Origin of the sequence: Winogradskyella sp. PG-2 (assembly GCF_000828715.1) — a bacterium.
Classification (GTDB): Bacteria; Bacteroidota; Bacteroidia; order Flavobacteriales; family Flavobacteriaceae; genus Winogradskyella.
In genome coordinates, this window is sequence record NZ_AP014583.1 from 883,653 (window position 1) to 909,685 (window position 26,033).

General features: G+C 31.8%; 24 protein-coding genes and 2 tRNA genes. All 26 read right to left on the bottom strand.

Annotation, left to right across the window (positions count from 1 at the left end; translation table 11 throughout):
* Positions 1 to 12: 12 nt before the first annotated feature.
* Positions 13 to 969 (bottom strand): hypothetical protein, encoded by a 957-nt coding sequence (locus tag WPG_RS03960; RefSeq protein ID WP_045469627.1) that lies wholly within the window; start codon positions 967 to 969, stop codon positions 13 to 15.
* Between the two features lie 16 nt (positions 970 to 985).
* Complete coding sequence (locus tag WPG_RS03965; RefSeq protein WP_045469631.1) at positions 986 to 2,446, bottom strand: MBOAT family O-acyltransferase; 1,461 nt, start codon at positions 2,444 to 2,446, stop codon at positions 986 to 988.
* A 13-nt stretch (positions 2,447 to 2,459) separates the two neighbouring features.
* On the bottom strand, positions 2,460 to 3,092 hold the full coding sequence (locus tag WPG_RS03970) for an SIS domain-containing protein (protein ID WP_084221516.1): 633 nt from the start codon (positions 3,090 to 3,092) through the stop codon (positions 2,460 to 2,462).
* Between the two features lie 40 nt (positions 3,093 to 3,132).
* Positions 3,133 to 4,113: a GHMP kinase gene (locus WPG_RS03975; RefSeq protein ID WP_045469634.1), complete on the bottom strand. Its 981-nt coding sequence runs from the start codon at positions 4,111 to 4,113 to the stop codon at positions 3,133 to 3,135.
* An 11-nt stretch (positions 4,114 to 4,124) separates the two neighbouring features.
* Complete coding sequence (locus WPG_RS03980; RefSeq protein ID WP_045469637.1) at positions 4,125 to 5,423, bottom strand: HAD-IIIA family hydrolase; 1,299 nt, start codon at positions 5,421 to 5,423, stop codon at positions 4,125 to 4,127.
* A gap of 6 nt (positions 5,424 to 5,429) precedes the next feature.
* Positions 5,430 to 6,368 (bottom strand): NAD-dependent epimerase/dehydratase family protein, encoded by a 939-nt coding sequence (locus tag WPG_RS03985; protein ID WP_045469640.1) that lies wholly within the window; start codon positions 6,366 to 6,368, stop codon positions 5,430 to 5,432.
* 1 nt (position 6,369) lies between these two features.
* A complete protein-coding gene (locus WPG_RS03990; RefSeq protein ID WP_171817151.1) occupies positions 6,370 to 7,218 on the bottom strand; it encodes a glycosyltransferase in 849 nt (282 codons plus the stop codon).
* 7 nt (positions 7,219 to 7,225) lie between these two features.
* Entirely contained in the window at positions 7,226 to 8,275 is a 1,050-nt protein-coding gene (locus tag WPG_RS03995; protein WP_045469646.1) for an EpsG family protein, read from the bottom strand.
* An 18-nt stretch (positions 8,276 to 8,293) separates the two neighbouring features.
* A complete protein-coding gene (locus WPG_RS04000) occupies positions 8,294 to 9,307 on the bottom strand; it encodes a hypothetical protein (RefSeq protein ID WP_045469648.1) in 1,014 nt (337 codons plus the stop codon).
* A 40-nt stretch (positions 9,308 to 9,347) separates the two neighbouring features.
* Positions 9,348 to 10,535: a glycosyltransferase family 4 protein gene (locus tag WPG_RS04005; protein ID WP_045469651.1), complete on the bottom strand. Its 1,188-nt coding sequence runs from the start codon at positions 10,533 to 10,535 to the stop codon at positions 9,348 to 9,350.
* Positions 10,532 to 11,791: an oligosaccharide flippase family protein gene (locus WPG_RS04010; RefSeq protein ID WP_045469654.1), complete on the bottom strand. Its 1,260-nt coding sequence runs from the start codon at positions 11,789 to 11,791 to the stop codon at positions 10,532 to 10,534. The genes WPG_RS04005 and WPG_RS04010 overlap by 4 nt, the downstream gene beginning before the upstream one ends.
* 15 nt (positions 11,792 to 11,806) lie before the next feature.
* Positions 11,807 to 12,850, bottom strand: coding sequence for a pseudaminic acid synthase (pseI, locus tag WPG_RS04015; RefSeq protein WP_045469657.1), 1,044 nt, complete (start codon positions 12,848 to 12,850; stop codon positions 11,807 to 11,809).
* 12 nt (positions 12,851 to 12,862) lie between these two features.
* Positions 12,863 to 13,813 carry an ATP-grasp domain-containing protein gene (locus WPG_RS04020; protein ID WP_052471143.1) on the bottom strand — a complete coding sequence of 317 codons (951 nt, stop codon included), beginning with the start codon at positions 13,811 to 13,813 and terminating at the stop codon, positions 12,863 to 12,865.
* Complete coding sequence (locus WPG_RS04025) at positions 13,810 to 14,517, bottom strand: metallophosphoesterase family protein (RefSeq protein WP_045469660.1); 708 nt, start codon at positions 14,515 to 14,517, stop codon at positions 13,810 to 13,812. The genes WPG_RS04020 and WPG_RS04025 overlap by 4 nt, the downstream gene beginning before the upstream one ends.
* Positions 14,514 to 15,188, bottom strand: a complete 675-nt coding sequence (locus WPG_RS04030; RefSeq protein ID WP_045469663.1) for an SDR family NAD(P)-dependent oxidoreductase — start codon at positions 15,186 to 15,188, stop codon at positions 14,514 to 14,516. The genes WPG_RS04025 and WPG_RS04030 overlap by 4 nt, the downstream gene beginning before the upstream one ends.
* A 3-nt stretch (positions 15,189 to 15,191) precedes the next feature.
* A complete protein-coding gene (locus WPG_RS04035; protein ID WP_045469666.1) occupies positions 15,192 to 15,764 on the bottom strand; it encodes a GNAT family N-acetyltransferase in 573 nt (190 codons plus the stop codon).
* 6 nt (positions 15,765 to 15,770) lie between these two features.
* Complete coding sequence (locus tag WPG_RS18345; RefSeq protein ID WP_045469669.1) at positions 15,771 to 17,078, bottom strand: aminotransferase class III-fold pyridoxal phosphate-dependent enzyme; 1,308 nt, start codon at positions 17,076 to 17,078, stop codon at positions 15,771 to 15,773.
* Positions 17,071 to 17,838, bottom strand: a complete 768-nt coding sequence (locus WPG_RS18350) for a cytidylyltransferase domain-containing protein (RefSeq protein WP_045469672.1) — start codon at positions 17,836 to 17,838, stop codon at positions 17,071 to 17,073. The genes WPG_RS18345 and WPG_RS18350 overlap by 8 nt, the downstream gene beginning before the upstream one ends.
* Positions 17,829 to 18,707 (bottom strand): aldo/keto reductase, encoded by an 879-nt coding sequence (locus WPG_RS04050; protein ID WP_045469676.1) that lies wholly within the window; start codon positions 18,705 to 18,707, stop codon positions 17,829 to 17,831. The genes WPG_RS18350 and WPG_RS04050 overlap by 10 nt, the downstream gene beginning before the upstream one ends.
* Complete coding sequence (locus tag WPG_RS04055; RefSeq protein WP_045469679.1) at positions 18,688 to 19,221, bottom strand: GNAT family N-acetyltransferase; 534 nt, start codon at positions 19,219 to 19,221, stop codon at positions 18,688 to 18,690. The genes WPG_RS04050 and WPG_RS04055 overlap by 20 nt, the downstream gene beginning before the upstream one ends.
* On the bottom strand, positions 19,214 to 20,395 hold the full coding sequence (gene pseC / locus WPG_RS04060) for a UDP-4-amino-4,6-dideoxy-N-acetyl-beta-L-altrosamine transaminase (protein ID WP_045469683.1): 1,182 nt from the start codon (positions 20,393 to 20,395) through the stop codon (positions 19,214 to 19,216). The genes WPG_RS04055 and pseC overlap by 8 nt, the downstream gene beginning before the upstream one ends.
* A complete protein-coding gene (gene pseB / locus WPG_RS04065) occupies positions 20,395 to 21,408 on the bottom strand; it encodes a UDP-N-acetylglucosamine 4,6-dehydratase (inverting) (protein ID WP_045469686.1) in 1,014 nt (337 codons plus the stop codon). Before pseB ends, pseC begins: the two co-directional genes overlap by 1 nt.
* A gap of 66 nt (positions 21,409 to 21,474) precedes the next feature.
* Entirely contained in the window at positions 21,475 to 22,584 is a 1,110-nt protein-coding gene (locus WPG_RS04070) for a glycosyltransferase family 4 protein (RefSeq protein ID WP_052471144.1), read from the bottom strand.
* A gap of 463 nt (positions 22,585 to 23,047) precedes the next feature.
* Positions 23,048 to 23,131 (bottom strand) — tRNA-Leu (locus tag WPG_RS04075).
* A 47-nt stretch (positions 23,132 to 23,178) separates the two neighbouring features.
* Positions 23,179 to 23,250, bottom strand: a tRNA-Gly gene (locus WPG_RS04080).
* 96 nt (positions 23,251 to 23,346) lie between these two features.
* On the bottom strand, positions 23,347 to 25,959 hold the full coding sequence (gene mutS, locus WPG_RS04085; RefSeq protein WP_045469689.1) for a DNA mismatch repair protein MutS: 2,613 nt from the start codon (positions 25,957 to 25,959) through the stop codon (positions 23,347 to 23,349).
* Positions 25,960 to 26,033: the final 74 nt, after the last annotated feature.

Below are 26,033 nucleotides of genomic sequence, written 5' to 3' on the forward strand. Positions count from 1 at the left end.
ATAAGTAAAACACTAAAACTCATTTTTAAGTAATTCTTTAATATCTAGACTTAGCTTTTTAGTAAATAATTCTGAGCCCTCCTTGTTTAAGTGTTGTGAATTAAAAAAATAATACTTTTTAAAAGTCAATTCATCATCAGAATAATCCAAGAATGGTACGTTATACTTTTCTGAAATATCATTTAAATAATCAAACAATAATTGTCTATCTAAGTCATAAGGGATAAACTCATAATATACTGGCGTATACACTAAAATTAATTTTATATTTTTCTGATTACATTCTTCGATATAGGCCTCAAATATATCGCAGGTTGACTTATCTATAGAGGAGTTAATTCCATCTTTGTTCTCCAATTTAAATTTATCGAATGTTCCATCCCAAGTTAAGTTCTTTTGCAAATAACCTTTTTCCATATTTGCAGGTGAAATATGTACGTTAAAAGATGAAGCAAATCCATCTAAAACTTCTAATGGTTGACCTGAATATTTAAAAAAAGGCAAATTATAATCTACAAATGAGAAGCCTTCGTATTGTTTTGTCGTAGTAGCTACTTCATTAACATTAATGTAAGGCGCAAATCTTATATAGTTATACAACTCACCTTCTGCTTTTCTTAAAGTAGCAAAATCAACCGTTTGAATTATAATTTTAGGAGGTGTATTTGTTTTTTCATAAAGATCATATTGCATTTTTTGAATTACAAAATCATTACCATCTAAACCAAGATTGTAAGAATTTAAATCTAATACAGAATCAATAATCTTTGGTGAGAGTTGTACATAAGATTTAGAATTACCATTAATAATTAAGTCTGTGTTAATGGCTCCATTAGATAGTTTTGTGAGTTTCTCATAAATAACCATATTACTCTGTCTAAGCCCATTCGTAATTACTTTATCTAAAACAAAGAAAAGTACTGTGATAATTGAACCTAAAAGCAATATATTAATAAGAAATTTTTTCATTTTTATTAACTAAAGATTAAAATTGAAAATATATAAATTCTTGAGAACTGCCCGAAAAGACTGTTATAGCTAAAATAATTAAACTATAAACTGACCATCTTAATACTTTAGATTTTTCATTATGCAAAAAAGCTATACCGTGTTGTTCGTTTCTACCCAACCATTCCGTCATTATAAAAACTACTATTAGAAATAATGTTAAGAAAGATTCAAATTTTATTCTTGAGGAGTTTGAGAAATGAGGCATTTCAAAAATAGAAGCAGACGCTATTGAATTAACATAATCAAATGCATGGGCTATGTTTTCTGCTCTAAAGAATATCCATGCAAAAACGGTTAAACTAAAAGTAAGTAATATCATAGATAACTCCTTAAGACTAGGTAAGATCTTTCCTTCTGCTATAACATTTAGGTTGTTTCTGTTTTTTTTAGTAATTAATAAGGGTAAAAAATAGATGGCATTTAAAGCTCCCCAAACAATAAATGTCCAGTTGGCACCATGCCAAAAACCACTGACAATAAAAATGATAAAAGTATTTCTTATCTGCATCCATTTGCCACCTCGACTTCCGCCTAAGGGTATATAAAGATAATCTCTAAACCAAGTAGATAATGAGATATGCCAGCGTCTCCAAAATTCTGCTATATCCCTAGAGAAATAAGGGAAATTAAAATTCTGCATTAAATCAAAACCAAAAAGACGCGATGTACCAATCGCAATGTCTGAATATCCTGAAAAATCACCATAAATCTGAAACGTAAAAAATATAGCTCCAAGAAGAAGTGTACTTCCAGAGTAATCAGCTGAATTATTAAAAATCATATTGGCATATTCCGCACAATTATCTGCTATAACCATTTTCTTGAATAAGCCCCAAAGTATTTGCCGCATACCATCTACGGCTTTATCATATTCGAAAGTTCGTTTTTTATAAAATTGAGGTAATAAATGCTTTGCACGTTCTATAGGGCCAGCAACTAATTGCGGAAAAAAGCTTACGAAAGCAGAGAAGGCAACAAAATCTTTTGTAGGTTCTAGCTTTCTTTTGTAGACGTCTAAAGTATAACTCAAGGTTTGAAATGTATAAAAGCTTATACCAACAGGTAAGATGATATTAAGCGAGTTTGCTTGTATCTCAGTACCAAAAAAAGAAAAGGCTGAGATGAAATTATCTAAAAAGAAATTATAGTATTTAAAAAAACCAAGAAAGCCTAGATTGACTAAAATACTCGTCCACAGTAAAACTTTCCGCTTTGATTTGTTTTCTTGTTTAGATAAAGCAACACCGACTGAATAATCCACAAGTGTGCTAAATAAAATTAATGTCAGGAATCTCGAGTCCCACCAACCATAAAAGATATAACTCGCAAAAACTATTAAAGCGTTTTGTAGTTTCAAATTTCTATTGACTATAAACCAATATAAAATAAATACTATTGGCAAAAATATCGCAAAGTCAATTGAGTTAAAAATCATATAACTTGTTGTCTTATACTTTTGCTTTTTTTCTAAGTGTAAATCGTCTTACATCATACAAATTTTTCACTTTGGGCTTTTCAATTTCAACTACTGCTTCTTTTAATAGTTTCATTAAAACATGAACCATGGTCATATGTATGTCTTCAGATATTTGCATATCATTAATATTGGCATCAACAGAGTGGTGAGCTAATTCTTTTAGCTTACCTCCGTCAAATCCTGTCCAACCCACGGATACACCTCCATTTTTATTGATAAAATCGATAGCTTTAAGTACATTTTTAGAATTACCACTTCCAGAAATACCAACTAACACATCACCTGGATTGAAGAAATTCTTTAATTGCTCTTCAAATACAATGTCATAACCTACGTCATTAGTATATGCAGTGATAGTGCCTAAATTATCAGTTAAAGGAATAACTTTAAATCGTTTTTGTAATCCATAGCTTACACCTTTATTTATATCACATGCAAAATGGGATGCTGTAGCAGCACTTCCTCCATTTCCGCAAATAAAGATATGGTTTCCATTCTCATAAGCTTTTAATAAAACATTAGCGCAATTTTCAATTGCATCAATATCGAGATTATTTAACGTTTCGGTTAGGTTCTCTAGGTAACTTTTAATTTGAGTTTTCATTTTTTGTTTATATTGGTTAATAGCGAGATTTATTTTTTACTTATTTATTGTAATGAATGACTTTTGTTCCTTCAAAATTGAATTTAAACTCAATTTCTTCTAAATCATTTAAGGCTTGTTTTACTTTTTCATGATTATCTTCTTTCACATAGAATAGCAAAAAGCCTCCACCACCTGCTCCAAGGAGTTTACCACCAGACGCCCCATTTTCTATACCCAGTTGATAGTAATAATCTATTCTATTGTTAGATATTTGATCTGCTAGCTCTTTTTTATACATCCAACCTTTATGCAGAATTTCTCCAATAGCATCAATATTATTATTCACAAATTCCTTTTTAAGATCTTCAGATAATGCTACCATTTTGTGCAAAGATTCTACCTTACGTTGGTCGTTAATTGTATTTTTCTTTTGCTCTGTTAAAATCTTGCTAGCAGAACGTGTATTACCCAAATAAAACAAAAACAGGTTATTCTCTAATTGCTTTACTTTTTCGGGTTTTAATATTATTTTTTCAACAGATACAGTATCATCTTTATTAAATTTTATAAAATTTAAACCACCAATAGCACAGGCATATTGATCCTGTTTACCTATAGGTTCTTTAAGCTTATTAATTTCAACTTCACAAGCATACTTTGCAATATCCTCTAAAGACATGTAATTGTTGTTATAAGTACTACAAAGAGTTGTTAAACCCGATGTAAATGACGAAGATGAGCCTAAACCAGTCCCAGATGGGATATCTGCGCTAGAATTAAAGTCTACACCAGATATATTAAAATCTTGAAAAACCTGTTTTATGATTCGATGCTGAATATTATCAATACTGTCTACAAGTTCATTTTTTGAGTATTTTAAGAAGTACTTATTTTCTTGAAAATATGGGTGCATTGATAAATAAATATATTTATTTATGGCTACGCTTAATACAGAACCACCATGATTTAAATAATATTCTTTCAAATCACTTCCTCCGCCTGCAAAACTTATCCGTAATGGTGTTCTTGTTATTATCATTTAATTTTTCTTTAGTTCGTTTTTAAAATGTAATCGGTAGCTTCTGCTAGATTATTAAACACAAAGTCTGATTCTATTGAAGGGAAATTATGTTTATCACTACCTGCATGTCCGGTTTTAAGCAATATGGTACTTGTATTTGTGCTTTTACCAGCTGCTATATCTGTATATCTATCACCCACAAACCATGAATTCTTAAGGTCAATATTGTATTGTTGAGCAGCTTTTAAAAGCATTCCTGGCTTTGGTTTTCGACATTTACATTCAATTTTAAGCGCAGTTATTTCTCCTTCAAAACCTACTTTCGGGTGGTGAGGGCAATAAAATAAATCATCTAAAAAGGCTCCTTCATTGCCTAACAACATATCCATCTTTTTATGAATGGATTGTAATTGCTCAACCGTTATAAAACCTTTAGCTATAACTGGTTGATTGGTAATAACAATAACTATATAATCAGATTTATTTAAAGACTTAATAGCTCTTATTGTGCCATCTATCAACTCAAAATCCTCTATATTAGTCAATTGATCAACCTCTTTATTTATTACGCCATCGCGATCTAGGAAGACTGCTTTTTGTTTTTTACTTCTGTTTAACCTCGAAACTTTGCCACTTACTAAGTCCTTTTCAACTTTTACAAATCGATCAGGTGTACCCATATCCTTTATATACTCTGTGGTTTTATATGCATAAAGGTTTTCCGTTTCTACAAGTTGAGGGAAAATATGTTTGCCAAAATCGCTAGCTTTATTTGATGCTATGTATTCAAAAACTTTTGGTGACAAAATATAAAGGGCAGCATTGACCATATTAGAGTACATTAAATTTTCTTTATGTGGCTTAGAAAGAAAAGCAGTTACTCTATTATTTTCATTAACTTCTATTAAATCACTATCATAAGGATGGTCATTTGGATGAACAAGAATGCTACCAATTGCATCTCTATTTTTCAAATCAAAATCTATAAAATTAGCAAGATCTATGTCCATTATTGTATCCCCATAAAACACCATAAACCTATCCTCTATAAGCCCCTCCAACTGTTTTACTGCTCCAGCTGTACTCAAAGGTTTATCTTCAACAACATGCGTAATGTTGACTCCAAAATTTGCCCCATCTCCAAAATGATCTATTATTACACTAGACAGATAACCTGAAAGTATATATATATCTGAAAGTCCATACCGTTTAGCAAGATTAATCTGGTGTTCTAATAATGGTTTCCCATTAATAACAACCATAGGTTTAGGGATCTCTTTAAGCCCTAACCTTGTGCCTTTACCTCCTGCTATTATTACTAGTTTCATAATTAATTAAAAATCTAGCGTTAGTATATATTGGATTGCTTTTCTAACAGCCTCATTAGACGTATTATTAGCTTTCCATCCTAACGTATTTACTTTAGTTAGGTCATAATTAAATTCCGGCACATCGCCTATCCAACCTCTATTCCCTCCAGTATATTTTATAGTTGCGTCTAGTTTCATTTCCTCAATAACCATAACAGCAATATCTTTCACTTTGGTTCTAGAGTTGACCCCTAGATTATAAATATTGAGTCTCTCAGAACTATTTTTCCACACAAATAAAATAGCCTCGACTAAATCCTTGACATATAAGTATGGTTTATACTGCTCTCCATCTCCCAAAACCTCTAGTTCGCTATTATTTTTGTTAAGTTTCTTTATAAAATCGAATATAACGCCATGTGTAGCACGCTCACCCACTACATTTGGAAAGCGAACAATCCAAGCTTGTATTCCATAATTTTCTACAAATGAGGAAATAAAAGCTTCACTAGCCAATTTACCTGCTCCATAATGAGAAGCGGGCTGAAGAGGTCCATAATTTTCATGTAAAAGGTCTGCTGTATCTCCATAAATTGCAGAAGTAGAAGAAAATACAATCTCCTTGGTCTTATATTTCTTCATCATCTCCAACACACGATACGTCGTCATAAACGTATGGTCTTTATCGACATTAGGATTATCATGGCTCACTGCGATGTCTGAATTTGCAGCCAGATGAATGACTGTGTCGAAATTACCTTCAGCAAAAATGGCGTCTAGAGTTTCTGATAGAATATCTGCCTTGATGAACTTAAAGTTTTTATTATCTAATAAATGCTTTATATTATTCATTCTACCAAGTGATAGATTATCGATAACTGCGATTTTGTTATCGTTAATTAATGCATCACATAAATGACTTCCAATAAAGCCTGCACCACCAGTTATTAGAATTGATTTCATATTAAATGTTTGTTTCTTTAATTTCCTTTTTCCCTTTTAAACCACTTAAAAGTTTACTTCCTGCAAGACTTGATCGCATCTCAACTGATAACATAGAGAATACTTTAAACGCTGTAATACTTATGCCAGCCAGAATAGGATTCCATAAGTAAGGAACATGGTTATATCTTGCTTTAAAATTGTATTTCCAATGCTGTTCGTTACGGGCTTCTTCAATATCGAGTACTCTATAATTGACTAAAAATTCATCAATATTGGCGAATACACAATTCTTCCTCATCAATCTCAACCATAATTCTAAATCCTCAGAACACTTAAATTCTTCATTATAACCACCAAACTTTTTTAAGGTTTCTATTCTTAACATTATCGAAGGATGCGCAACACCGGTTGTGAACAAAAAGGTTTTTTTTATGTCATTATGAGCTGTCTTATACTTTCTTTTGGATATGATCTTATTGTCCTTATCTACAAGAATTAAGTTCGTTCCTAAAACATCAATATCATCGTGTGATTCTAAATACGTTACTTGTTTTTCAAACCTGCTTAGCTCACAATAATCGTCACTATCTATTCTTGCCATATATTTTCCAGTGGCACCAGCAAGACCAATGTTTAAAGATTTTACAAACCCTTGTTTTTCTTTGTTCACTATAATTTGAACTCTATTGTCTTTAGCTGTATATGATTTGATAAAATCTAAATTCACATCTGATGGTTCAAACACAATAATGAATTCAAAATCTTTAAACGTTTGATTCAATACTCTATCTACACATAAGATGAAATTTTCTCTATCTTCGTTATACGTTGTCATTACAACACTGATTAATGGGTGCTTTGTCTCCATAGGCTTTCTATTCAAAAATTGTTTTATAAGGAAAGCCACCATGTGTACCAAGTTCCAACAAGACTTCTAGTTCAAAAAATAATAAGGCTACTGCTAAGACCCCAAGCTTTAGAGTCCAGTTATTTTCATTTTTTATATATAATGGAAGTACTAATACTTTTATATATACAAGGTAAAATGCAACCCTTGTTATAACATGAAAATCTAATGTGACTATAAAAAAGACTGTTCCAAATAAGTACAAATTAACTAATACAGGTCTATTAATTTTTCTTTGATTAAGTGCAATATAAAGTCCAATAATTACCCAAAATAAAACAGCTAATCCTGTTCCAAGTTTTTCGATGGCAACTATATGTTTCGTTTCATTTCCAAATCGATCTCCATAGAATGGAATAAGTGAAATAAGATTTCCAAAAATATTCTGAAACATTCCTCTTGAGTAAACTATATAACCTAAAATAATAGCGACACACCAAACCCAAGTAGGTAGATATTTTCTATACATAAAATATGCAGGCAACATGATAAGTGCTGAATAATGAATCAACACACCTGTTGCTATCATAATTATCGAATACTTATAGAACTCTCTATTCTCAATAAATTGAATAGCGTAGAGAAATATTGCGATAGCAATACCTTGTCTTACTTGGTCATTAATTAGAAAAATGAGCTCAAATGCAAATACAAAGAAGATACCTAGCGGTAATATTTGCTCCTTAACAAATGTTTTGAATAGAAAGAAAAATGTAATAAAACTAGATATGAGCATTACATATTTATAACCGTTTACACTTTCTGTAAACATAGAATTAATTAGAAAATAGCCATATTCTAAACGCGTACCAATACCATTTCTAATAGCATTAAATAGGACGACATAAGCTTCGTAATCATTACCTACATAATGTCTTAGGCCTACAAAAAGAAACACCACAAGAAAAGATGCAACTATTGCAATATGATTACTCCTAGATGTTATTCTTTCACTTATATAGGCGAAAAGAACACCAAATAGTAATATGACATTATATATTATAAACGTGAAACTCATGTATATGATTCCTTACTTTTATTTCTTAATAAATTGTTTAATTTCTTCTGGTTTCTTTATTTGACTAATCCCCCAATACTTATCTGCAATTTTTAACTGTTGCTCTGTAATATGAAAGTCATAGCTACTGTATGCGTTCAGGATTTCTTCTGTTTCTGATTTCAATGTTTCTGTTGCTGCTTTATTTCTTTGATCAAATGCTCTATTATCATTTTTTGAAACATTATAATCTATAGTTTGCCCAATTATAACTTGGGGCTTACCTAGAAATGTTATATAGCCTATATGGGTACCAACACTGTTAGAAATGGTAAAATCAGATAGCTTTATAATCGATTTTAATCTTGATAAGAAATTAGTATCGTGAACATGTCCTGCAGACATAATCTTGTAGCCTATATCCACATACGATTCTACAAGTACTTTGTTATGAGCGTCTCTCCAGTACAAGCAAATAACTACTGAATCAAAATCCTCTTTTTTTGATTCTATGTAGGCTATTAATTCATCATTATTAAAAGCAGCTTCAATATTTTTAATTGAATGTGATGGAAAAACCATTAATACTTTCCCCAATTCTTTTTTTAATGTTCTAAGTTCATCATCTGAAAGCAGATCCTCAGCGTAATGAATATATGGTCCTATTTTGAAAACAGGCTTTACTGTCGCTTTTTTAATATAAGCTTCTCTTTTTGAGCTTAAAGTCATAATTTTAGGAGTACACCATCTTACAGCATCTTCTTTAACTAAAGTTCCTAAAACCAGTCCGTGTTCTATATAAGAATTAAGCGGTAAAGTCGTTTTCATATACTTTTGCAATGCTCTGCTTAAACCGTAAAAATTATTATCGATAACCATATCTGTAGGATATAAAGGCATATCTTGGATAACAGCTTGATAATCGAAAATAGAAAGTTGACCACGTCTTCTACTTTCTTCCTCAGAGGTCTTATTTAAGATGCGCAACACAAACACATAAAGTTTGTTTATGGGCTGACTTATTATGATTATCTTTTTAATTAACTCTTTCATATGGCTTCAAAACCAATGGTCTTGTTCTTTCTAATTTATTTTAATTGAGGCTTAAAAATATATTGGCATAATCGCGAAACATGGCATTTTGAGTAAACTTCTCTTCATACATTTTTTGAGAGTTTTCACCCATTTCGTCTAAATTATATTGACTTAAATTTTTAAAGGTTTGAAATACTTCTTCTTCCTTGGGTTCAATTAAGAATCCATTGTGTTTATCTTCAACCATTTCTGGTATTCCACCAACATTTGTTGATATAATAGGTAGACCTAATCGCAACGCCTCAATAATTGCAACTGGTAATCCTTCATCATAACTTGTAAGCATAAACCCATTAGATTGCATCAAGTAACTTGTAACATCATTGACAAAACCTTTAAAAAATATGTGCTTATCTAGTTTATTAACTTTTACAAAATTTTCTAGCTTAACTTTTTCAGCACCATCACCTAAAAAAGTAATATTGAATTGAAGTTTTTCTTCCTCAGATAACCCATTAAAAGCTCTAATAATTAATTCTTGCCCTTTTCTTTTAGTGATGGAGCCAGCACAATAAAACGTATACTTAGCTGGTAATTTTGCAAGCTGTTCCGTTCTTTTAATTTTTGGTATACCACCTATACCATTATAGACGTAGAATAATTTATTGCTGTCATAACTTGGATTTAAGTTCTGAAAATGTTCCATTGCATTTTTAGCAACAAATCCCAATTTATCAACTGAAGACAATACTTCTTGTTCTTGCTCTAATAAGTGCTTATAGTAATTTGTATTTCTAAGCTTAGGATAATAGATGTTTAACATCTTAAATGATTCCCCATTAGAATGAATCACCAACACAATCTTAGCATTAGTATGTTTCCTCTTTTTTAGGTAGTGATAGCAAGTGGACATCTCATGGAAAAAAAGGATATCGGCTTCTGAGCTATTGTTAGATATATAATAATCAACAATATGCTCTTTTTTACTTTCTGCAGATTTAAGATATTTTACAGTGAAATAGCTAGAATATGGGATGAGCTTTTTTAAGAAGATCTTTAAACGCTTTTTAAAAGACTTTTTACTTTGATCTACATCTTGTTCGTGAAATATATCCGAACTAATAACAGACAAGTCAATCGCTTGACTTTTAAAATAGGCATCACTATCTAAAAAAGCACGTACTACCCTACTGTCACCGTTAGGTGATGATAATCTAGGTGCAAATACTAAATCTACTTTTTTCATACAGGATTAATTTGGGAATACACATTTTTCCTTACATAGTAATAGGACAAAACTGATGTTGCTACTTCTGAAATCAGAACCGCTATACAGATGCCATATAAATACCATATATCAAAAATGTACATACCAAGAATTAGGATACCAAATACAATTCCGGATCCAATGATTGCTCTTGCAAATAATTTTTTATACCCAAAGGCTAAAAGTGTTTGCACAGCAAAAGCATTATTTAGTACTACAGGAATAACTGTCAAGGACAGAATAAATAGAGCCGCAGTTGCTTGTGGAATCTCCTTGCCACTAACTAACTCCACAATAAAAGGTGCAGTTGTTAATACAACAACAAGTAAAATGGCTTGAATACCTAGATTGAGTTTTAATATTTTATTTATAAAGCTGATGCTCTTATCCTTCACAATCTTTGGAAAGACCGTTTGACTTACTAAACTTATCGGCACTTTCATTAAGTTGGTTATTTTTTCAGCAACATCATAATAAGCTACCTCATCTAAGCCAATAAAAGCTCCTATGATAATCTTGTTTAGCTTTATATATAATTGTGAGAGATTGGACAGAAATATTGGTAAACTCTCTTTAAAATAATATTTGAGTGTTACCATTTTAGGAATGTAAAACCTCACCTTATCTTTTCTAAATATTATAATCATTGCCATAACTCCAGAAAACACGGAACCAATACCATTGATTACTGGGACCAATAAATAATCTGACTCTTTTCGTATGAGTACAAATATTAAGACCAAGAAAATAATACGACTTCCTAGGTTAATAAATGTGATAAACTTCATTCGCTCTAGACCTTGGAAGTACCAAATTGGAAAAACAAATTCGTACAAACAAAACCACATACTCAATAAAAACAAGAGTTTGTAATCTTGAAAGAATGGTATTATAAAAATCAGTATGGTTATTATGAGTAGAGATGCTATAAATAATGCCGCTTTTATTAAAAAAACACTACTTACTATTTCAGATATTTTCGAAGTATCTTCTCTATGAATACTGATATCTTTTGTTGCAGAAATATTAAAACCAAAACTTACTAGAATCCCTAAATAAATCGCAACAGATTGAGCAAACACTACAATACCCCAAGTTGTGTCACCCAGCACACTAAACAAGTGCGGCAAGGTGATAATTGGCACTAGTAAAGTAATCATCTGCAATACGGCTAAATAGCTGAAATTGCTGACAAGTACTTTGTACTTAATTAAGAGTTCTTTTAATCTGTGCATATTATTGCTTTAGCTCTAATTTTCTATATGAGACCTATGTAATGCTGTCCCTTTTTCTATGCTTACTGCCGCTTTTTTATTTAAAATATCTTTATAAAATTTTGGATGCATTCCAAATCCTGGTCGTACGGAACGCACGTTATTTTTTGTTAATGTTTCCCCAGCTTTTATATCTTCAACGACATAAAGCGAGCGACAAAAGTCTCTTCCTTTGCGTTGTTTTTCAGTTAATGAATAATCAATTTCACCAATAGCACTTTCTGCTTCTCTCACAGCTTTTACCATGGCTGTAAATTCTTCTTCATTCATTGAAAATGAGGCATCAGCACCTCCAATATCTCGATTAAGAATAAAGTGCTTTTCTATGATTTTTGCTCCCATCGCAGTTGCAACCACAGGCACCGTACTTCCCATAGTATGGTCAGAAAGACCGCTTATTACACCATAGCGCTTTGCCAAATCTTTAACCATACACATATTTGCCTCTTCTATTGGCGCTGGATAACTCGATGTGCATTTCAATAAGGCTATATCCTTATTACCCATTCTTTGACAAGCATCTAATGCTAATTCTATATCCTCTTGTTGAGCTATACCAGTAGAAATAATGACAGGTTTTCCTTTTGACGCTATTAATTCTATCAAAGGAATATCAGTAATTTCAAAAGATGCTATTTTGTATGCTGATACATTTAGCATTTCTAAAAACTCAACCGAAGTCGGATCAAAAGGAGATGAAAAACAAATTAAACCTTCTGCTTTTGCTACTTCCATTATTTGTTTATGCCACTCCCAAGGTAAATGTGTTGTTTTATAGAGATCATGTAAATATTGACCATCCCAAAGCGTTCCTTGATTTATTTTAAAATCATCTTTTTTAGAATCTAGAGTAATCGTATCAGCAGTAAAAGTTTGTAATTTAATACAATCTGCACCTGCGCGTTTTGCGGCTTTAACCGTTTCAATTGCAGTATCAATACTACCATTATGATTAGCAGATAATTCCGCTATTATAAATACTGGTGAGTTTTGGTCAATAATATAATTATCTATTTTCATGTATTATCTTACTTACTTAATGTGTTCTTCGTAACCTTTATAAAACTTTCTACCAGTTACAATCTGTCTATTATCAGATAATTCTAGTCCCAGTTTATCTTCTAAAGACCATATTAAATCTTCGAAGCCAAAAAGATGTCTAAACAGTACTGTACTTGAAAACCTCGGATTGATTTCAAAAACCTTAGGCACTCCATTTGCTAACCGCAACTGAATATTAATACTACCTACTAAATCTAATTTAACTGCTAATTCCTCTAAAAGTGACGTAATAATTTCGTTTTCAACCACCTCTCCATATCCGCTGTAACCACTAAGAAGTTCTCTTTTAAATATTTGAGATCTTATCTCCCCTTTACTACTTCTAAATAGTCCACAAGTATATTCGCCTTTTTTTTCAGGTATAAATTCCTGTATAACATAATCTTCAATATTTTGCCTAGTGTAAAACGAGAACTCCTCCATGTTATTAATCTTATGAATGTCTTTACTACCAGAACCAGTCCTAGATTTTAGAATTACAGGAAAAGACTCAATAGTATCTAAGTCTTTTGCCAAATAAGTTTTAGGAAAAGGGAAGCCCTCTGTTTTTAAAAATTCAGCTGTTTCATATTTATCAAAACCAATCTCTAAAGCCTTAGTTGATGCTGTAATCATTTTAGCATTGCCAATTTCATTTAAAATATTTTGCTTTGAGAAATACCGTAATTCGGGTTCTGCAATAGGGATGACAATATCGATATCATTATAACTGATGAAGGTCTCTAGTTGATGTAAATATTCAGAATTAGTATAGCGTAAACCCACGGAAAAATTAGGGTAAATGAACTGCGCCGCATTTTTATCTGAAATATCAATTCCAAACAAATTATTAGTGTAAGCCCATTTTTTTAAAATTTTACCCAGGCTTTGCCCTATGTCTCCACCACAGCCTGTGACTAATATGTTTAACCCATTTTTCATGTCCCTTTATTTCTGATTAAAACTTTGGTTAAGTATTCTATATCTTCATCTTTTTCAGCAATTTCATTTATTAAATTATCTACCTCATAATCGGTAGAAAACATTCTAAAACATTTGTTATTTGTATCAATCATACACCAAGACGATTTTCCTCCTTCTTGCCTTGATTGCCCGACAGATCCTGGATTAACAAGTACACTATTGGCATTGTTAATTGCAAAGGCATAATGCGAATGTCCTACTAAAACAAAATTATGCTCGGTAGAATCACAACGTGTTATTATATCCATTCCACAATCTGGATATATATAAAAATCATTTGACCATGGACTTCCGTGAGACATTAGAATGGAAACTTCATCAAATTGAACAGATTTAGTTTCTGGTAGCTCTTTTAAAAACTTCAATTGTTCTTCTGATAATTTTTCCAAAGCTGCCTTATGTCCGCTTCCATATTTTAATCGAATTGAATTAGCCAAATCAGGCTTAGCAATTAAGTCTTCTAATATGTACTCATGATTTCCTTTTATGATATCAAAACTCCATTCTGAAAGTGCTTCTAGAACTTTGTCAGGATGATAATAATAACCCACAATATCACCAAGAACTAGTAAATGCTCCACACCTTCTTTTTTAGCCTTTTTCAAGACTTCAAAAAGCGCATCATAATTACCATGTATATCAGATATTACGGCTATCTTCATTCTGTAAATATTATATTTTTGATAAGGTCATTTGCAACATCAATTGGTTGTTTTAGCTGGCCTTCAGTTTGCAATGCCTTAAAATTTTCAACATCAGGAAAATCACTAGCTCTCAATGTTTTTTGCATACCTGTATCCATAACACCAGGATTTATATTTAAAAATCTATGCGCTTTATACTCCTCTGCAGCCACATCAAAAAACATTTCAGTAAAAGCCTTTGATGAACAATACAATGACCAATTTCTAATGGCTCTTTTAGCAGCGCCAGAACTAATATTTGCAAATGTTAAAGCGTTAGAATTAAAATTTGAAAGCAAAAATTTAGTAATCAACATCGTTGATTTTATATTAACTGACAATGTATTATCAATCGATAAATCATCAATATTTCCAACTTTGGTTAAAGGTTCTATAATACTCGCATTATTAATAAAGTAGACAGCTTCATTAGTAATTAAATCTTTTAATACTTCAATTTTTTGAATCAATTTATCGTCAGACAAATCAACTTTTATAAAATGAAATCGCTCGGACGAATACTGTTTCTGGTCTTCACTTAACTGTCTGGACAATGAAATAACAAAGCAGTCTTCATAGTTCATTAAAACATCCACAAATGCTTTACCTAAACCTCTACTAGTTCCTGTTATTACGATTGTTTTTTTCATTATTTATGCCTTTGAAACATTTACCTTGTTAATTTTTCCATGCATTATTACATCTAAATAAGAATCATTAAATAGACAATGCTCTTTCAAAACTGCTTCTCTTACGAATCCTGCATTTTCAATGATTTCATATAAATGTGGTCTTAGATCAAAAGCGTATGTAACCAGTTTATGCAACTGTAGTTCTTTAAAAGCAACCTCTTCAATAAGTTTTAAAAAAATAGTCCAATGCTTAGAGAAATAGTCTTGTTCTAATATGGTATTCATTATAAATGAAATTTCTGCGTGCTTGTCGACCCAATTAATATGAACCAAACCGCCATAACCAATACATGCATCATTTTCCATGTAAGAAAATAAGATTTGACTAGGACTTTCCTTACTGAATAGCTCACTAACAACTGATTTAAAATATACCTCTTGATTTTCTCTTGTCAAAGGCTTATCTTGTCTTAAATGATAAATCTGTTCATTTCTCCATTTTAATATATCCATACGATCCTCATAACGAATAGGAACTATAGAGAACTCATCGTTGGAGAATACCTGGTTATGTAATACTTTATATGAATTCATTCTCACTTAGTTTAATCTTTTAAATCCTGAATGGCATACTGGACCATCCAACAAATCATATATATTTAAAGTTTCAGATTCACATTTAGAAATTGTTGCATAAATAGAATCTAAAGCATTGAAATAGCTGTCGATATGCTCGTCATTATGTGCCGTACATGCATAAAAATGTGTGCTAGCTAAGAATCCTCTTTTCAACATTTCTTGTGTTATATAGGTTTTGTATGCTAATGCATTATTACTATTAAAACCATAAGTTGTCATTGCCGAAATCCCAGAAATTGTTATATCTAGATTATGCGTTTCAGCTAGACTTGACCAACCATTCTGAATTTTATTTCCTGTTTCCGTAATTATCTCCCAAGACTTTATACGTTGCATTTCCTTTAGTGTGGCTACTGCAGCACTAGGCCCTATTCTTTCCGTCCAAAACGTACTACTAATAAAAGTAGTTTGAGCAGCTTCCATAACCGATTTACGTCCTACAACTGCTGTAAGTGCATATCCATTTCCAATAGTCTTGCCCATCATTATCATGTCTGGATTTACCTTAAATTTTTGGTAAATACCACCAAATGTTTCTCTAAAACCAGAAGAACACTCATCGAAAATGAGGACTATATTTTTCTGTGTTGCTAGGTCTCTTACTTTCTGCAAAAAGTTATTTTCAGGACCAAAATTTCGCATCACTTCCATTTTAATCACGCCAATATCATTGTTTTCAACAATCTCTAAAAGCTCCTCATAATTATTATAATGGAATGGAAAAACTGAATTTTTCAAATTTCTAGGAACGCCTTTTGGACTTAATCCAGGGATTAAATGTGCAGACAGATCATCACCACCATTATGGTTTGCAGATAAATACCAATCATGCCATCCATGATAACCACAAATAGCTACATTATCTTTACCAGAAGCCGCTCTCGCTATTCTAATAGCGATAGAATTTGCTTCTCCTCCTGTTCTGGCAAATCTCACCATATCTGCCCAAGGATTCATTTCTACTAACTGCTCAGCTAATTGAACTTCCTCAGGGCAATTTAATGTACTCATGTTCCCTCTTTTAACAGTTTCTATAACTGCAGCATCTACTTCATCATTACCATATCCAAGTGTATTAGTGCCTATACCCATAATAGACATGTCTATCAATTCTTTGCCATCTAAATCCCATACTTTGCATCCTTTTGATTTTGAAAAATAGGATGGCCAATGTTCTGGTAAAAACATTTCTGGTCGCTTTGACAGCAACATAGTGCCTCCTGGAATCAATGTTTTAGCTTTTCTATATAAGTCTTGCCCCTTACCCATTTATGTCTTTTTTTAATGACTTTATAAGTCCTTCATTTCTAATAATTTGATCATTCATTTTGGTCAAATTATGCGCTTCTATATAATCTGTATATTCTAACCAAGTTTTTTCGGTACCTAGCTCAAGAATTAGATGCTCTATCAGATCAAAATCTCTTGATTCATCTACTGTCATTCTTATATGAGAAAAGTCTTGTTTACAATCGTAATTAATACTCCTAAAAATGTTGCCACCTCTTACATCACTATTATTTATGATATATGGTGTAACATGTTCTAATTCTGAAACTAAAGTTGCATTTTTCCAAGCTTTCTCTAAAGCCAAAAATTTGAATACCTCAACATCTTGTCCATCAGGAAAATGTTCTATTAAACCATTTGACACATAGTCATAGTTATGGTTTTGGGCGAACTCTATTACCTCGTCAAGTAATTGAGGATCAAGCAATGGACAATCAGATGTTACTCTTACTATCCAATCTGCATTTTCGTCCTTTACAGCGTGATAAAAGCGATCCAACACATTTTCTTCCGAACCTCTGAAGCTTTTATAATCCCATTCTATAGCATTATTATAAATGATAGCGTCTTTATCATTAGTAGTTGTGGCTACTACAATCTCATCTATTCTTACAGACTTGGAAATTCTATCTAAATGTATTTGCAATAAGGATTTACCATTAACTTCCTTGAGTACTTTGCCAGGTAGCCTAGTACTGCCTGTCCGCGCTTGGGTCACTAATATTGTTCTTAATTCCATAGCGAAGGGTTTAATAAATTAATATCAGAAACCTTTATATTGTTAATCTCTTGTACAATATCTTGGCCAATTGTTGGGTTTAATACCGAGATATTATTTACAAGTTGTTCTCTTGAGTCTACACCTATAAGTACATTATCTATTGATTTTTGATGAATACAATAATTCAAAGCTAACTCTGCTACTGAAGATTTTCTATTCTTAGTAATATTAGATAATTGCATTAATTCGGTTTTAAGTCGTCTAACAGTTTGATGATCTGAATTTACATCCTTAAAAAATAAGCCTTGTAAAAGTGCTGATCTTGTGTGTATAATTTTTCCTTTGGCTTTGGCTTTGGCTATGATATCACCTCTTAAATTTGAATTATCAAAAAGATTGAAAGGCAATTGAATGATATCTACCTGCTCATTTATTATGACTTCTTCTATCTCTTCATTATTATAAACCGACACTCCAACATATTTTATTTTCCCACTCGCTTTTAATTGTATTAGACTATTAAAGTTGTTAATATTCTCTTTGTAACTAGAGAAACTATGAAATAGCAAAGCGTGTAATTGACGGACCTTTAAATCATTGAGATAGCGATCTACCTTATCTTTAATTTCAGTATCAAATTGATGTGGCAATTTTGTAATGATTTGAAATAATTTAGTTGGATTTTTTTTATGAAAAGATCCTATAACCTCATGTGCATTTCCATAGGCTTCTGCAGAATCTAACATGGTAATACCGTTGTCATAAGCATGATCAAAAATTGCATGGCTATCTTCTAAAGACACCTTACCTATAGTGTTATTAATACCATAAGCTAAGCCCATTTGAACGGTTCCCAAAATCAATTTATTATTTAAAGTCTTCGACATCTAGTGACATATTTAATGAGTTACAAAGTTTATTGTTATAAACACCTATATCCCTCGTTACTCCATCTATTTTAAATCCTATATTTTTGTATAGCTCTACAGCTTTATTATTATCCTCTATTACTCCTAGTTTGACCTTAGATAATTTAATTTCATTAAAACAATAATCTAAAATTCTTAGTGTTGCCTCTTTGCCATATCCTTTTCCCCAATTTGTTTTGTCTCCCATTAATATCCCATAGTCACCAAAATTGGTTTTATAGTCTATAGGATCAATTTTTATATTGCCTATATGTTTTTTTGTGCTTTTTAAATGAATAGCCCAAAAAAATATCTCGTTTTTATATTGCTCTTCAACATATGCCTTTAATAATTCTAGTGTATAATTTCCTCTTGTTTCTATATACATATTGACTTCGGGATCGTTTATCCAACTCACATATTCATTAGAAATATGCTCATTAGAAACCCTTTTAAAAGTCAAACGTTCAGATTCAAGATCAATATTATTCATTATAAAACATGTTTATTTTTTCAATAACATATGCCTGTTCTTCACCTGTTAATGTGGGATACATTGGTAAACTGATACAATGCTTATAATAATTTTCAGCATTAGGAAAATCACCTTGTTTCCATCCGAATTTTTGATAATACGGCATTAAATGGCATGGTATATAATGAATCTGAGCATAGATATTATTTCGCCTTAAATATTCATATAAACCTAATCGATCTTCTACTTCAATAACATAAAGATGATAGGCATGCCCATCAACAACATCAGACTGTCCTTTTATAAACTGCTTATTTTTAAAAGCATTAAAATATTTTGATGCTATTTCTCTTCTTTTAGAAACGCCCTCATTAGCTCTACTAAGTTGACTCAACCCTAAAGCTGCTTGAAAATCTGTTATGCGATAATTATATCCAAGGTTTTGCATTTCCATATACCAACCAGGATATTCATCTATACCGCCTGCTAGCTCTATAGAATTTTGATATGCATTATTATCTTTAACAATACCATGAGTTCTAAACTGCTTTAGTTTTTCGTAAAGTTGTTTATCGTTTGTAGTAATCATACCTCCCTCACCAGAAGCAATATGTTTTACAGGATGAAAAGAAAAAATTGATAAATCCGCATAGCTTCCGTTTCCACACTTTACTACATTATTTTGATTATTTTTAAAGTAACCACCAGGCGCATGACATGCGTCTTCGATAATCCATAGATTATACTCATCTGCTAAAACTCTAAACTCTTCTAAGTTATGAGCTCTACCAGCAAAATCAACTGGTATTATACCCTTATAAGTACCTATTGGAGATTGTTCTAATAATTGTCTTACCTTATGTATATCCAACAAGTACGTTTCTGGATCTATATCGGAAAAAACAACCTCTCCACCACAATAGCGAACACAATTTGCTGAAGCAGCAAATGTTATTGGCGTAGTAATAACTTTATCCCCTTCTTTCACATCTAAAGCCATTGTACATAGATGTAAAGCTGCTGTTCCATTGGCCAAAGCAACCGCATACTTGCAACCAACATAATTTGCAAAAGCCTCTTCAAATTCTGCTATTTTTGGTCCCTGGGTTAAATAGTCTGAAGTCAGTGTTTTTAATACTTCCTGTATATCCTCATCGGTTATATGTTGTCTTCCGTACGGTATCGCTTTCATTACTCAACTTTAAAATTTGAATCAACATGTTTTTTAATCAAAGTACGTAGAGATTCTACTGATTCCCATTCTGTATTCTTTCCTGAGTTATAAGCAAAGCCCTCAGGTACTAATTTTGCTTTAAAATTTGATATAAATTCATCCTTTTTCCACATTGGTGTTTGAGGCAAAATCACATAGTATTTACCAAGATCATAGGTAAAAAAAGCATCAGATGACGTAATCATTTCTTCATGAATTTTTTCACCAGGTCTAATACCAACAACTTTATGTTCGCAATTTGGTCCAATAGCATCAGCAACATCTGTAATCTTATATGATGGTATTTTAGGAATAAATATCTCCCCTCCCCAAGCAGATTTCATAGCGTGCATAACCATATCAACCCCACCCTGTAGTGAAATATTAAATCTGGTCATAGACTTTTCTGTAATTGGTAATATGCCTTCCTTCCTTTTCTTTAAGAAAAATGGTATAACCGATCCATTAGAACCCATTACATTGCCATATCTAACAACAGAAAATTTTATATTGTGTTTACCCCTTATGTTATTTGCTGCAACAAATAATTTGTCTGAAGTAAGCTTTGTTGCACCATAAAGATTTATTGGTGCACATGCTTTATCAGTTGATAATGCAACTACATTTTGTACATTGGTTTGTAATGCGGCTTGTATAACATTTTCTGCTCCACCGACATTGGTTTTTACACATTCATCAGGGTTATATTCTGCAATATGAACATGTTTCATAGCTGCAGCGTGTATAACATAATCTACATCTCTAAATGCCCTTACAAGTCTTTCTCGATCTCTAACATCTCCAATAAAGAATCTTATCTGAGGAAATTTTGAAACTGGGTAGTCTTGTTCCATTAAATATTGTTTCTGCTCATCTCTCGAAAAGATGACTAGCTTTCTAACGCCAGGCCAATTCTGCAAGATATGCGCCGTAAGTGCTTTACCCAAAGAGCCTGTTCCACCCGTAATCAAAATTGATTTATTTTCTAACATATAATGTTACTAGTTTATTTTTAATAAGGCAAAACCTTAATTAATTTCATTATTACGATTATAACTTTAGAATAAAAATTGAATAGCAGATACGAGGTATCTAAACCTATTTCCTTTTTCTATATTTCTTTTCAATTTATAAAACACTATTAATAGTAATATGAATGCTAATAAGTAAAATCCTATCATTTCGAAGCTGCCATAACTCCTCGATAGAAAAATAAACACTGAGGCTAAGATTAAGTTTAAAGAGCCTAAAAATAAGCTAGCTTTAAAATGACTTAAACCTGAATTTATTAGTACATGATGAATGTGATTATTATCTGCCTTAAAAGGACTATTCTTGTTTATTAGACGTATACTGATAACCCTTATGATATCAAATAGAGGGATAAAAAAGATTGCAGCAATTATTATAAGTTTATTACTCGGTATAAAAGAAAATTCTTGAAATAGTTTCGAGTCTATTGACAAAAACTTAACTGATAAGAAGCCGATACAAAACCCTATGAATAATGACCCTGTATCTCCCATAAAAATCTTCCTGTTTTTAGACAAATTGAAACGTATGTAACCAATAAGTATTCCTAGAAAGCAAAGACAAAGTAAAAAATAGAATTCTAAACCAAAAATTAGAAACAAGAAACCATAAACACTAAATATTACTATACCAATGATTGAAGCTAACCCATCAATACCGTCAATCATATTAAATGAATTAATTATGGTTAAAATAATCAATGTAACTAAAATGTAAGCTGCAAAGTCTGGTATTACACCAATTCCCATAAACCCACCCAAAGAACTTACTTTAAGACAGTTACAAAATAATATCATACCTATCGCTAGCACTTCACTTATTATTTTTGCTCTTGGCGTAGAAACTACCAAATCATCTTTGAGGCCAACAGCGAACATTAAACCGAGTGCAGCAATTAAGTTAATACCAACTCCAGTAGTGTCCCAAGGTTTTATTATAATAAGAACAAATATGACTGTTAGAAAAAACGAAACTCCTGCCATTGTGGGTGTAGATTCTATGTGAGAACTTCTATGATCTGGACGATCAATTAAATCCATACTCTTAACAATCCATCTAATTTTGTTAATCAAAATGGTAACTATAAAAGCAGAACTCAACAAAGTCACTGAAGCAACAATGTATAGGTTGTTCATAATGTAATTGGTTTGATTAATAGCAAAAAGTAACCTGAAAATGAAACAAATTACAACAATACGTATCTGGTTCACAACTCAATTTAACTTTCATTAATATACTACCTTTTTTATCGCTTTACTTCATTATCATTACTACAAATAGCATACAAAGAGTTGTTTTAGTCAAACCGTTTAATTAAGCAGACAAAATACTTATAACTCATGCGTTTATCTGTTTTTTTTCTTTTCATCATATATTGAACAATCCTATAATCTTAGTGTATAGGTAAAGTATAGGTGTTTAAGTAGTGTCTTATTGTAAATTAAGTCAGAATTATCTGTATAAACTATTAATTATGACTAGAGAATTAAACTTTCATCGTAGAACTAATTGGAGCTAGTTTGATATTTAAATAAAGTATCGAGCCTATAAATTTATAAAAACAAAAAAAGTCGAAACTTTCGTTTCGACTTTTCTCTGTACTGAAGACGGGACTTGAACCCGTACGTCCTAATGGACATTGGATTTTAAGTCCAACGTGTCTACCAATTCCACCACTTCAGCATCCTGATTACAGCAATGTAATCAAATTGGTATATTTTAAAGAATAGAGCGAAAGATGGGATTTGAACCCACGACCTCCACCTTGGCAAGGTGATGCTCTACCCCTGAGCTACTTTCGCAATTTTAAAAAGAACTATTACGCTTTTAAAGCGGATGCAAATTTAAAATATTTCTGAGAAAAGCAAAGCCTTTTTTTAAAATAAATAGAATTTATTTTAAGCCTGTTTTTTCTTTATCAACATACGCTTAATTTCATTGAGCTTCATTAAGGCCTCAACTGGTGTTAACGTATCTATATCTGTATGCAAGATTTCGTCTTTTATTTCAACTAACAAAGGATCATCTAGGTTAAAGAAACTCAATTGCAAATCATCCTTCAATGATTTCACCTTATCTGTTAACTCCTCACTAGAATGTGATTTCTCTAACTTAGAAAGAATTTTATTCGCACGTCGAATGACTTGCTGTGGCATTCCTGCCATTTTTGCTACATGAATACCAAAACTATGCTCACTTCCGCCTTCTATTAACTTACGTACAAAAAGTACATTATCTTTTAGCTCTTTCACAGCAACATTGAAATTCTTGATCCTATCAAAGGTCTCAGTCATTTCGTTTAACTCGTGATAATGAGTAGCAAATAAGGTTTTTGGCTTTGCAGGATGCTCATGCAAATACTCACTAATTGCCCAAGCAATAGAAATACCATCATAAGTACTAGTTCCTCTTCCTATTTCATCAAGAAGTACTAAACTTCTGTCTGATATATTATTAAGAATAGAAGCAGTTTCATTCATTTCTACCATAAATGTAGATTCACCCATTGAAATATTATCACTTGCTCCAACTCTTGTGAAAATTTTATCTACTAGGCCAATTCTAGCTTCTTTTGCAGGAACAAAACTTCCTATTTGCGCTAATAGAACAATTAATGCTGTTTGTCGTAAAATAGCTGACTTACCAGACATATTAGGTCCTGTAATCATAATGATTTGCTGCAATTCTCTATCTAAATACAAATCATTTGCTATATACGCTTCGCCTAAAGGCAATTGTTTTTCTATAACGGGATGACGACCATCTTTTATCTCTAAATCGAAACTATCATCTATCTGAGGATATATATATTTATTTGTCTTCGCCAAACTTGCAAAACCACATAAACAATCTAATTGACCAATCAGCTGCGCATTTTGCTGGACCTGAATTATAAACTGATGCATCCAAAGTACTAATTCGGAAAATAGTTGCTGTTCAATTGCTAAAATACGTTCTTCAGCACCTAAAATTTTAGCTTCATATTCTTTAAGTTTTTCCGTTATATAGCGTTCTGCATTAACAAGTGTTTGTTTTCTAATCCACTCTTCCGGAACTTTATCTTTATGCGAATTTCGCACTTCGATATAATAACCAAATACATTATTTGAAGCAATTTTTAAAGACGAAATTCCTGTACGTTGGCTTTCGCGTTGCAACATATTATCAAGATAGTCTTTTCCAGATTTTGATAGGCCTCTTAAGTCATCTAGTTCTTGAGAAAAGCCTTCGGCAATTGTATTCCCTTTTAAAACGTTAACAGGAGCGTCTTCATTTAGGGTTTGTTTAATTTTTTCGCGGAGTAAATCACAATTATTCAAGCTTTCACCTAAAACCTTTAAAGCTTCATTATCACAAGCTTCGGCAATTGATTTTATTGGCACTATAGCTTCTAATGAATTTTTAAGTTGAATCACTTCTCGTGGACTTACTTTTGCGGTAGCAATCTTAGAAATTAAGCGTTCAATATCCCCAATATGCTTAATCTGTCCTTGATTCTTTTGAAGTACAGATTCATTATCTAACAAAAACCTAACAACTTCGTGGCGCTGTTTAATTTTATCTGCATGCTTTAATGGAAGTGCAAGCCAACGCTTTAAAGTTCTACCTCCCATAGCAGAAATAGTCTTATCAATAACGTTGATTAAAGTAACGGCATTTGCATTTGTAGAATGATACAACTCTAGATTTCTGATCGTGAATTTATCCATCCATACATAATCATCGGTTGCAATTCTAGAAATCGTTGCGATATGCTCTAATTTGTTGTGACGGGTTTCACCTAAATAATGAAGCACAACACCCGAAGCAATTATACCTTCATATAAATCTTCTATTCCAAAACCTTTCAATGTATTGGTATTGAAATGCTTAATTAATGTCTCGTTTGCATAATCGGCTTGAAACACCCAATCTTCTAGATAAAAAGTATGAAAGTCATTTCCGAAGGTTTCTACAAACTCTTTTCTACTTTGTTTGGAAATTAAAACCTCACTTGGACTAAAATTTTGAAGTAGTTTATCAATATACTCAGCATTACCTTGAGACGTTAAAAACTCACCAGTGGAAATATCTAAAAATGAAACTCCAATATTCTTTTTTTCAAAATAAACTGCTGCCAAAAAATTATTGGACTTAGAATGTAAAATATCATCATTAAAAGCAACACCAGGTGTAACTAATTCCGTAACACCACGCTTTACAATAGTTTTTGTTTGTTTAGGGTCTTCTAACTGATCACAAATGGCAACTCGCTCACCAGCCCTTACTAATTTTGGCAAATACGTATTTAAAGAATGATGCGGAAAACCTGCTAATTCAGTTTCACTCTCACTACCAGCACCACGTTTGGTTAAGATAATATCGAGTATTTTAGACGCTTTCACTGCATCACTTCCAAAGGTTTCATAAAAATCACCAACCCTAAACAATAGTAATGCATCAGGATATTTAACCTTGATCGCATTATATTGCTTCATTAATGGTGTTACTTTTTTTACCTTTTTAGCCAACTGTTTTCTTTATTTTTGTTGAAATTGTAAGAATGCTAATTTACTTATAATTTGAGGGTTATTGAAGCCTAAAA